Below are 9,427 nucleotides of genomic sequence, written 5' to 3' on the forward strand. Positions count from 1 at the left end.
ACGGCCTTCATACCGGCGCAGCGGAGGTCTCCGGAGGCGCCCGCCGCCGAGGCCGTACGGGACGGGGAGGCCGTACGGGACACGGACACGCGCGCCCTGCGCGTGGCGCCCGCGGCCGGCCGGCCCGTGTCCCGGCGCCGGCGGCCGCGCGCCCTCACGGCCCTGGTCGCGCTCGCCGTCCTGGCCGCGGGCGGCACCCTCGCCGTGCGGTGGGCGCAGCAGCCCGACGCCCTGGAGACCTCGCGGCGGGCGGCGGCCACCGGGCCGCTCGACAGCTGGCGGACCCGGCTGCTCCCGGGCGGTGACACGGCTCCGGCGTGCGCGGCCGGGCCCGGCGGCACCCTGCACTGTTCCGCGCGTGGCATCGGGGCGGCGCGGATCGACCCCGGCACCGGGAAGGTCCTGTGGTCCCGCCCGCTGCCCGCCGAGGCGGTCGTCCAGGCTCCGGTTCCGGCCGGCGGGCGGGTCGGCACCCTCACCGGCGAGCGGTACGCGACCTTCGACGCGGCCACCGGGGCCCCGGGGTGGGGCGTGGACCTGGCCGGGTTCACCGGGGATGCCGCCCCCGCCGGCGACGTGCTGCTCCTCGGCTCGCCCTCCGGCGCGGTGACCGCCCTCGACGGGGCCACCGGCGCGCGGCTGTGGCAGCGGCACCTGCGCGGGCACACGGACCCGCGTCCCGGCCCGTACGACCCGGCGACCGGGCTCGTCCACGTCCACGAGCAGTCGGCGGACGGCACGCGCACCCTGCTCAGCGCGGTCCGGGCGCGGACCGGGGAGGTGGTCCACCGGCGCACCCTGGACGGGCTGCTCCTGCCGGTGGCCACGGGGCCGGCCGGTGCGGTGATCCTGACGGCGCAGCGGCTCGACTCGCAGACGGAGGAGGTCGTCCGGTACGACCCCGCGAGCGGGGCGGCGCACCGGGTGCGGCTGCCGTTCCGGATGGGCGAGCCGCGCGTCGCCGTCCGGGGCTCCACCGTCTACCTGCTGGAACGCACCGGCATGCTCGTCGCCGTCGACACGGCCGTCCCGGGCGGACGTGAACTGTGGCAGCTGTCCACGGCCGCCGGTCCGGTGTCCGCGCCCGTCCTCGGCGAGGGCGACCGGCTGTACCTCTCGGCGGCGGACGGCCGGCTGCTCGCGGTCGACACGGCCCGCGGCGCACTGGCCGGCCAGACCGAGCCCCGCCTGCGCGGCGGGCGGCTCGGCCACCGGGCAGGCGTGGCGCCGCCCGTCGTCCTCGGCGGACGGGTCGTGGCCACCGCACCGGACGGCTCGGTCTTCGCGGTGGACGGAGCGGAGCCGGGGCGCTGGTGAGCCGTTCGCCGGCCGGGCCGCCGAACGGGCGGGGCCGGGGTGCGGCGAGGCGGAGGGAGGGCCGGGTACGAGGACGGGGCGCGGCCCGTCGGCCGCGCCCCGTCCTCGTACGAAGGTCTCCCAAGCGCCGGTCAGCCCAGCTTGGACACGTCCCGGACCGCGCCCTTGTCCGCGCTCGTCGCCATCGCCGCGTACGCCCGCAGCGCCGCCGAGACCTTGCGCTGCCGGTTCTTCGGCGCGTACACGCCACCGAGCGCCGCGCGGCGGGCCGCCAGGGTCTCGTCGTCCACGAGCAGTTCGATCGAGCGGCGGGGGATGTCGATGCGGATGCGGTCGCCGTCCTCCACCAGGGCGATGGTGCCGCCCGAGGCCGCCTCCGGGGAGGCGTGGCCGATGGACAGGCCCGAGGTGCCGCCGGAGAAGCGGCCGTCCGTCACGAGCGCGCAGGTCTTGCCGAGGCCGCGGCCCTTGAGGAAGGAGGTCGGGTAGAGCATCTCCTGCATGCCGGGGCCGCCCTTGGGGCCCTCGTACCGGATGACGACCACGTCGCCGTCCTTGACCTGCTTGTTGAGGATCTTCTCGACGGCCTCGTCCTGCGACTCGCAGACGACCGCCGGGCCCTCGAAGGTCCAGATCGACTCGTCGACGCCGGCCGTCTTCACGACGCAGCCGTCGGCGGCGAGGTTGCCGTGCAGGACGGCGAGGCCGCCGTCCTTGGAGTAGGCGTGGGTCACGTCGCGGATGCAGCCGTTCGCCGCGTCCGTGTCCAGCGCCTCCCAGCGCTCGGACTGGGAGAAGGCGGTCGCGGAGCGGACGCAGCCGGGGGCCGCGTGCCACAGCTCGACGGCCTCCTCGGACGGCGAGCCGCCGCGCACGTCCCAGGTCTCCAGCCACTGCTTGATGGAGGGCGAGTGGACGGAGTGCACGTCCTCGTTGAGCAGACCGCCGCGGTACAGCTCGCCGAGGATGGCGGGGATGCCGCCGGCCCGGTGCACGTCCTCCATGTAGTACGTGCGGTCCTTGGCGACGTTGGGGGCGACCTTGGCCAGGCAGGGGACGCGGCGCGAGACCTCGTCCATGTCCGGCAGGCCGTAGTCCAGCTCGGCCTCCTGGGCGGCGGCGAGCAGGTGCAGGATCGTGTTGGTCGAGCCGCCCATGGCGATGTCGAGGGCCATGGCGTTCTCGAAGGCCGCGCGGGTGGCGATCGAGCGGGGCAGGACCGAGTCGTCGTCCTGCTCGTAGTAGCGGCGGGTGATGTCGACGACGGTGCGGGCGGCGTTCTCGTACAGCGCCTTGCGGGCGGTGTGGGTGGCCAGCAGCGAACCGTTGCCGGGGAGGGAGAGGCCGATCGCCTCGGTGAGGCAGTTCATCGAGTTGGCGGTGAACATGCCGGAACAGGACCCGCAGGTCGGACAGGCGTTCTCCTCGATGCGGAGCATGTCCTCGTCGGAGATCTTCGGGTTCACCGCGTCGGCCATCGCGTCGACCAGGTCGAGCGTGCGGACCGTGCCGTCGACCAGCGTGGCGCGGCCGGACTCCATCGGGCCGCCGGAGACGAAGACCGTCGGGATGTTGAGCCGCAGGGCGGCCATCAGCATGCCCGGGGTGATCTTGTCGCAGTTGGAGATGCAGATCAGGGCGTCGGCGCAGTGCGCCTCCACCATGTACTCCACGCTGTCCGCGATCAGGTCGCGGGAGGGCAGGGAGTACAGCATGCCGCCGTGGCCCATGGCGATGCCGTCGTCCACGGCGATCGTGTTGAACTCGCGCGGGATGGCACCGGCGGCCGTGATGGCCTCGGAGACGATCCGGCCGACCGGCTGGAGGTGGGTGTGGCCGGGGACGAACTCCGTGAAGGAGTTGGCGACCGCGACGATCGGCTTACGGCCGATGTCCGCGCCCGGTACACCGGAGGCGCGCATAAGGGCGCGGGCGCCCGCCATGTTGCGGCCGTGGGTGACAGTGCGGGACCTCAGCTGGGGCATCGTCGCTCGCTCCTCGTGACGGGTGTGCTTGCTGTCGAGCGTACGCCGCCGCTCCAAGATCTGGACATGCTGTCCGTATGGCGGACGGGGCGTTCACCCCTCGGTCGGCCTCCGGCCGGTCCGTCGAGGCGCCGGCCCGTCAGGGGCGGGGCGCCCCGGAGGGCGGCGCGGTGGTGGACGGGCGGGCGCTGCCGGACGGCCGTGCGGAGGCCGAGGGGCGCGTGAGGCCCGTGGGGTGTCCGGCGGCCGGGGAGGCGAGGTGGAGGCGGGTGAAGGCGAGGGCCTCCGCGAGATCGGCCTCGCGTTCGGCGGCGGACATCGCCCGCCGGGTGTTGACCTCGATGACGACGTGCCCGTCGAAGCCGGTGTGCGCGAGGCGCTCCAGGAGTTCGGCGCAGGGCTGGGTGCCGCGGCCCGGCACCAGGTGCTCGTCCTTGGCCGAGCCGCGCCCGTCGGCGAGGTGGACGTGGCCCAGCCGGTCGCCCATGCGGTCGATCATCGCGAGGGCGTCCGTGCGGGCGGTCGCCGTGTGCGAGAGGTCGACGGTGAAGTGCCGGTAGTCGTCCTTGGTGACGTCCCACTCGGGGGCGTACGCGAGCACCTCGCGGTCCTTGTACCGCCACGGGTACATGTTCTCGACGGCGAACCGCACGTCGGTCTCGTCCGCCATCCGCCAGATGCCGCGCACGAAGTCCCGGGCGTACTGGCGCTGCCAGCGGAACGGGGGGTGCACGACGACCGTCGAGGCGCCGAGCTTCTCGGCCGCGGCCTGCGCGCGCCGGAGCTTGACCCACGGGTCGGTGGACCAGACGCGCTGCGTGATGAGCAGGCAGGGGGCGTGGACGGCGAGGATCGGGACCTGGTGGTAGTCGGAGAGACGGCGCAGCGCCTCGATGTCCTGGCTGACGGGGTCGGTCCACACCATGACCTCGACGCCGTCGTAGCCGAGGCGCGCCGCGATCTCGAAGGCCGTCGCCGTCGACTCCGGATAGACCGAGGCCGTCGACAGGGCGACCTTCGCATCCGGGACGCGCACCACTGGTTCTGCCACGCAGAACAGCGTACGGGTCGGTAGGGGGCGCCGGGGGGTGGTTCCGGTCACGTGGGCGGAGGGGTGGTTCCGGTCACACGGGCGGGGGCCGGGCCCCGCGCCCGGGTCCGGCTCACACCGGCAGGTGGTCCAGGCGGCGCAGGATGACGCCCTCGCGCAGGGCCCAGGGGCAGATCTCCAGCCGCTCGACGCCGAGGAGGTCCATCGCGCCCTCGGCGACCAGGGCGCCCGCGAGGAGCTGGGCGGCGCGGCCCTCCGAGACGCCGGGGAGGGCGGCGCGCTCGGGGACGGTCATCGCGGCGAGGCGCGGGACCCACTCCTCCAGGGACGCGCGGCTGAGGACCCGCTGCACGTAGAGGCCCTCGCCGGAGCCCGGGGCGCCCGCGATCCTGGCGAGCTGCTTGAAGGTCTTGGAGGTGGCCACGACGTGGTCCGGCGGGCCGAAGCGGCTGACCACTCCCACCCGGCGGGCGATCTGGGCGCGCACGTGGCGGCGCAGCGCCTTCACGTCCTCCGACCCGGCCGGGTCGCCCGGCAGCCATCCGGCGGTGAGGCGGCCGGCGCCCAGCGGGAGGGAGACGGCGGCGTCGGGGTCCTCGTCGATGCCGTACGCGACCTCCAGGGAGCCGCCGCCGATGTCGAGGAGGAGCAGTTTCCCGGCGGACCAGCCGACCCAGCGCCGGGCGGCCAGGAAGGTCAGACGGGCCTCCTCCTCGCCGGTGAGGACCTGGAGGTCGACGCCGGTCTCGTCCTTGACCCGGGCCAGGACGGCGTCGGCGTTGGTGGCCTCGCGCACCGCGGAGGTGGCGAACGGCAGGATCTCCTCGCAGCCCTTGTCCTCGGCGGCCTGGAGCGCCTCCCGGACGGTGGCGGTCAGCCGCTCGACGCCGCCGGGCGTGATGGCGCCCCGCGCGTCGAGCAGCTCCGCGAGCCGCAGCTCCGCCTTCTGGGAGTGGGCGGGCAGCGGGCGGGCCCCGGGGTGGGCGTCCACCACCAGGAAGTGCACCGTGTTCGAACCGACGTCGAGGACTCCGAGTCTCATGGCGGAAACGCTACTGCGCCCGCCCGCATACGCTTGGCGGTGTGCCAAAGACGAACAAGGCGAAGCCGGGCAAAGCCAAGGGCAACGGCAAGGGCAACGGCAGGGACGCGAACGTGGAACCGGACGAGAAGGGCCTGGACTTCCCCCGGGCATGGGTCGAGTTCCCCGATCCCGCCGACGAGGAGCAGGTCTTCCGCTGCGACCTGACCTGGCTGACCTCGCGCTGGACGTGCGTCTTCGGCAGTGGCTGCCAGGGCATCCAGGCGGGGCGCGCCGCCGACGGCTGCTGCACGCTGGGCGCGCACTTCTCCGACGAGGACGACGAGAAGCGGGTGGCCTCGCACGTGGCCCGGCTCACGCCGGAGCTGTGGGAGTTCCACGACATCGGTACGGAGACGGGCTGGGTGCAGCTCGACGAGGACGGTGACCGGCAGACCCGCCGCTGGCAGGGCTCCTGCATCTTCCAGAACCGTCCCGGATTCGCGGGCGGCGCGGGCTGCTCGCTGCACATCCTGGCGCTGAAGGAGGGCCGCGAGCCCCTGGAGACCAAGCCGGACGTGTGCTGGCAGCTGCCGGTGCGCCGGACGTACGACTGGATCGACCGGCCGGACGACACCCGGGTCCTCCAGGTCTCCATCGGGGAGTACGACCGCAGGGGCTGGGGGCCCGGCGGTCACGACCTGCACTGGTGGTGCACCTCGGCCACGTCGGCGCACGGGGCCGGGGAGCCCGTGTACGTCACGTACCGGCCGGAACTCACCGAGATGATGGGCCCGGAGGCGTACAAGGTGCTGGCCGGGCTGTGCGAGGCCCGGCTCGCCTCGCAGCTGCCGCTGGTCGCCCCGCACCCGGCGGACCCGCGCCCCGCGCCGTAACCCTCGCCTTCGTCCCCCGGTGTCTCAGGGGGAGGACGGCGGGGGCGTCTCCTCGGTGGCCGGGGCCGTCGTGGCCGGATCGGTGGTGGCGGGGGGCGGTTCCTCCGTCGTCGGGGGCGGGGTGGTCGGATCCGTGGTGGCCGGGGGCGGGGTGGTGGGCGGTTCGCTCGTCGCCGGCGGCGGGTCGCTGGGGCTCTCGGTGGCCGGCGGCTCGGTGGGCGGTGTCGTCGGGTCGGTGGTGGCGGGCGGCGGTTCCTCCGCCGCCGGGGGGCGGGCGGTTCCCGCGACGGGCGGCGGGGGCACGGCGCGCGGCGCCTCGGCCCGACCCCGCCCGTGGATGCGTACGACCGCTCCGGAGGGATCGACTCCGATCCGGGCGCTCCACGCGCCCGCGGGTTCGCGGGCGTGGTCGACGCGGACGGCGATCGTGACGCTCTCGCCGGGCCGCAGGGTGCCGGTGGCGCGGTTCACGTAGAGCCAGGGGGCGTCCGTCCACAGCGACCAGTCGACGGGCGTGCCGCCGGCCGCGGTGAGGGTGAGCAGGGTCAGGTCGCCGTGGCCGCGCGCGGAGACGGTGATCCAGCCGGGGACCGGGTCGCCGGGGCGGGCGGGGGCGACGGGCCCCGGGGGGCCGCCGGGGCTGACGACCTCCACCGAGACGCCAGGGGCGGTACTGCCGCGGGTGAAGCCGTGTTCGGGGGAGGTGTGGGAGTTGCCCGCGTTCTCGTACCGGTCGTACGAGCGGCCGTCCACGCCCGCCGGCCCCCCGTCCTCGCGCGCGCTGATCCGGGCGTCCTCGCGGCCCCGCTCGTCCGCGGCCGGGGCGCCCCGGTACGAACTCCACAGGGCGAGGACCGGGGCGGCGACGACGGCCGCGACGACGGTGGTGGTGACGGCCCTGGCCCGCAGCCGGTCGCGCCGGGCCGCGTGGTCCTTGGGGTCGAGGGGGAAGCCGGTCGGGGAGAACCGGGGGGCGCCCGCCCGCGCGCGGGGCACGTGCAGCATCGCCATGTACGCGGCGGCCCGGGGCGCCTCGACCAGCGGCAGCCGCGCGGGGGCGGGGCTGGTGGCGCCGGGCCAGGGCCCGCGGGCACCGACCCGCTCGGCGGTCTTCCGGCAGCGGGGGCAGTCGTCGACGTGCCGGACGAGTTCGGTGCGCAGGGCGGCCGAGAGCAGGACCCGGTGGTCGCCGGTGAGCCGGGCGACGGTGGGGCAGCCGCCGGTCTCCACGACGGCGAGGGCGGCCCTGGTGCGCTCCACCTCGCAGGCGGCGGCCGCGAGGAGCTCCCGGGCGGCCGACGGGTCCAGGGAGAGCACGGCGGCGACCTGGCGGCGGCTGAGGCCGTGGCGGACGGCGAGTTCCAGCGCCTCGCGCTGCTCGGGGGTGGTGCCGGCGGCCTCCGGCCAGGCCAGCCGGGCCAGTTCGGCGCGGCGGCGCTCGGCGGTCTCCGGCGGGACGGGCGGCGGCTCGGGCGCGGCGACGGCGGGACGCCCGGTGTGCGCGCCCTGGCGCCGGCGGCGCTGCTCGCCGAGGCTGCGCAGGCAGGCCCAGCGGGCGAGCGCGTACAGCCAGGCCGTGCGGCCCTCCTCGTCGGAGGGGCAGCGGGCGTGGTGGCGCTCGGCGACGGCGAGGACGTCACCGAGGACGGCCGTGGCCGTGTCGTGGTCGCAGAGCACCGAGAGGCAGTACGTGAAGAGGCCGTCGAGGGCCGCCTCGTAACGGGCCGGGGGCCGCTGGCCGAGCGTCCGCGGTCCCTGGTCCGCGGCGGCGCGGTGCGCCCGGTGTGCGCCGGGAGTGCGTGAGGGGGGATCCAGCCTGCTGCTCGTCACTGGGCGACCGTAGGCGGGAGCGGGGGCGCTCTTCGTACCAATGGAACGGTTCTCACCCCTACGGGTGAAGGTACCGCTCGAAGGGGGACAGGAGCGTAGTGTTCCGCTTCCGAGTGCGCCCCCCTCGGGGGCTCCCGGGGGGCTCCCGCGGCGGCGCCTGTGGACGGCCGCGGCCCGTTGTCGGTGGCGGCGGCTACGGTGTGGACCATGGCTGCCCGTACGAAAACCGCCAAGGACAGGCCGTCCTACCGCTGCACCGAGTGCGGCTGGCAGACGGCCAAGTGGCTCGGCCGCTGCCCCGAATGCCAGGCATGGGGCACGGTCGAGGAGTACGGCGCGCCCGCCGTCCGGACGACCGCGGCCGGCCGGGTCTCCACCGCCGCGCTGCCCATCGGCCAGGTCGACGGCCGGCAGGCCACCGCCCGGTCCACCGGCGTCGACGAGCTCGACCGGGTCCTCGGCGGCGGGCTGGTGCCCGGTGCCGTCGTGCTGCTCGCCGGGGAGCCGGGCGTCGGCAAGTCCACGCTCCTGCTCGACGTGGCCGCCAAGGCCGCGAGCGAGGCCCACCGCACCCTGTACGTGACGGGCGAGGAGTCCGCGAGCCAGGTCCGGCTGCGCGCCGACCGGATCGGCGCGATCGACGACCACCTGTACCTGGCGGCCGAGACCGATCTCTCCGCCGTGCTCGGGCACCTGGACGCCGTGCAGCCCTCCCTGCTGGTCCTGGACTCGGTGCAGACGGTCGCGTCCCCCGAGATCGACGGCGCCCCCGGCGGCATGGCCCAGGTCCGCGAGGTCGCCGGAGCCCTGATCCGGGCGTCGAAGGAGCGGGGCATGTCCACGCTGCTCGTCGGCCACGTCACCAAGGACGGCGCCATCGCGGGCCCCCGGCTCCTGGAGCACCTGGTCGACGTCGTGCTGAGCTTCGAGGGCGACCGGCACGCCCGCCTGCGCCTGGTCCGTGGCGTGAAGAACCGGTACGGGGCGACCGACGAGGTCGGCTGCTTCGAACTGCACGACGAGGGGATCACCGGGCTCACCGACCCCTCGGGCCTCTTCCTGACCCGGCGCGACGTGGCCGTGCCCGGCACCTGCCTGACGGTGACCCTGGAGGGCCGCCGACCGCTGGTCGCCGAGGTGCAGGCGCTGACCGTCGAGTCGCAGATCCCCTCCCCGCGCCGCACCACCTCCGGCCTGGAAACCTCCCGCGTCTCGATGATGCTGGCGGTCCTGGAGCAGCGCGGCCGGATCAGCGCGCTCGGCAAGCGGGACATCTACAGCGCCACGGTGGGCGGGGTGCGGCTCTCCGAGCCCGCCGCCGACCTGG

At 75.5% G+C, this 9,427-nt stretch carries 7 protein-coding genes; 3 read left to right on the top strand and 4 right to left on the bottom strand.

Features of this window, described 5'->3' with window-relative positions:
• The coding region (locus RIF68_RS16040) for a PQQ-binding-like beta-propeller repeat protein (RefSeq protein WP_309051933.1) at nt 1-1,317 on the top strand (1,317 nt) is incomplete at its 5' end.
• 131 nt (nt 1,318-1,448) lie between these two features.
• Here the strand turns inward: RIF68_RS16040 and ilvD are convergent.
• From ilvD to RIF68_RS16055, 3 genes are all read right to left on the bottom strand, one after another.
• Nucleotides 1,449-3,302, bottom strand: a complete 1,854-nt coding sequence (gene ilvD / locus RIF68_RS16045; RefSeq protein WP_309051934.1) for a dihydroxy-acid dehydratase — start codon at nt 3,300-3,302, stop codon at nt 1,449-1,451.
• Between the two features lie 139 nt (nt 3,303-3,441).
• Nucleotides 3,442-4,353: a sugar phosphate isomerase/epimerase gene (locus tag RIF68_RS16050; RefSeq protein WP_309051935.1), complete on the bottom strand. Its 912-nt coding sequence runs from the start codon at nt 4,351-4,353 to the stop codon at nt 3,442-3,444.
• Between the two features lie 112 nt (nt 4,354-4,465).
• On the bottom strand, nt 4,466-5,395 hold the full coding sequence (locus tag RIF68_RS16055) for a Ppx/GppA phosphatase family protein (protein ID WP_309051936.1): 930 nt from the start codon (nt 5,393-5,395) through the stop codon (nt 4,466-4,468).
• A gap of 41 nt (nt 5,396-5,436) precedes the next feature.
• Between RIF68_RS16055 and RIF68_RS16060 the strand changes: the two genes are divergently transcribed.
• Nucleotides 5,437-6,270 carry a hypothetical protein gene (locus tag RIF68_RS16060; RefSeq protein WP_375165708.1) on the top strand — a complete coding sequence of 278 codons (834 nt, stop codon included), beginning with the start codon at nt 5,437-5,439 and terminating at the stop codon, nt 6,268-6,270.
• 24 nt (nt 6,271-6,294) lie between these two features.
• Here the strand turns inward: RIF68_RS16060 and RIF68_RS16065 are convergent, their stop codons facing one another.
• Nucleotides 6,295-8,100, bottom strand: a complete 1,806-nt coding sequence (locus tag RIF68_RS16065) for a hypothetical protein (RefSeq protein ID WP_309051937.1) — start codon at nt 8,098-8,100, stop codon at nt 6,295-6,297.
• 207 nt (nt 8,101-8,307) lie between these two features.
• Between RIF68_RS16065 and radA the strand changes: the two genes are divergently transcribed.
• Nucleotides 8,308-9,427: DNA repair protein RadA (gene radA / locus RIF68_RS16070; protein WP_309051938.1), on the top strand; the 1,120-nt coding region annotated here is incomplete at its 3' end.

Origin of the sequence: Streptomyces sp. (assembly GCF_031178505.1) — a bacterium.
Classification (GTDB): Bacteria; Actinomycetota; Actinomycetes; order Streptomycetales; family Streptomycetaceae; genus Streptomyces; species Streptomyces gulbargensis.

Coding starts and splice junctions, on each gene's coding strand:
- ilvD (WP_309051934.1), bottom strand. CDS start 3,302: ATGCCCCAGCTGAGGTCCCGCACTGTCACCCACGGCCGCAACATGGCG.
- RIF68_RS16055 (WP_309051936.1), bottom strand. CDS start 5,395: ATGAGACTCGGAGTCCTCGACGTCGGTTCGAACACGGTGCACTTCCTG.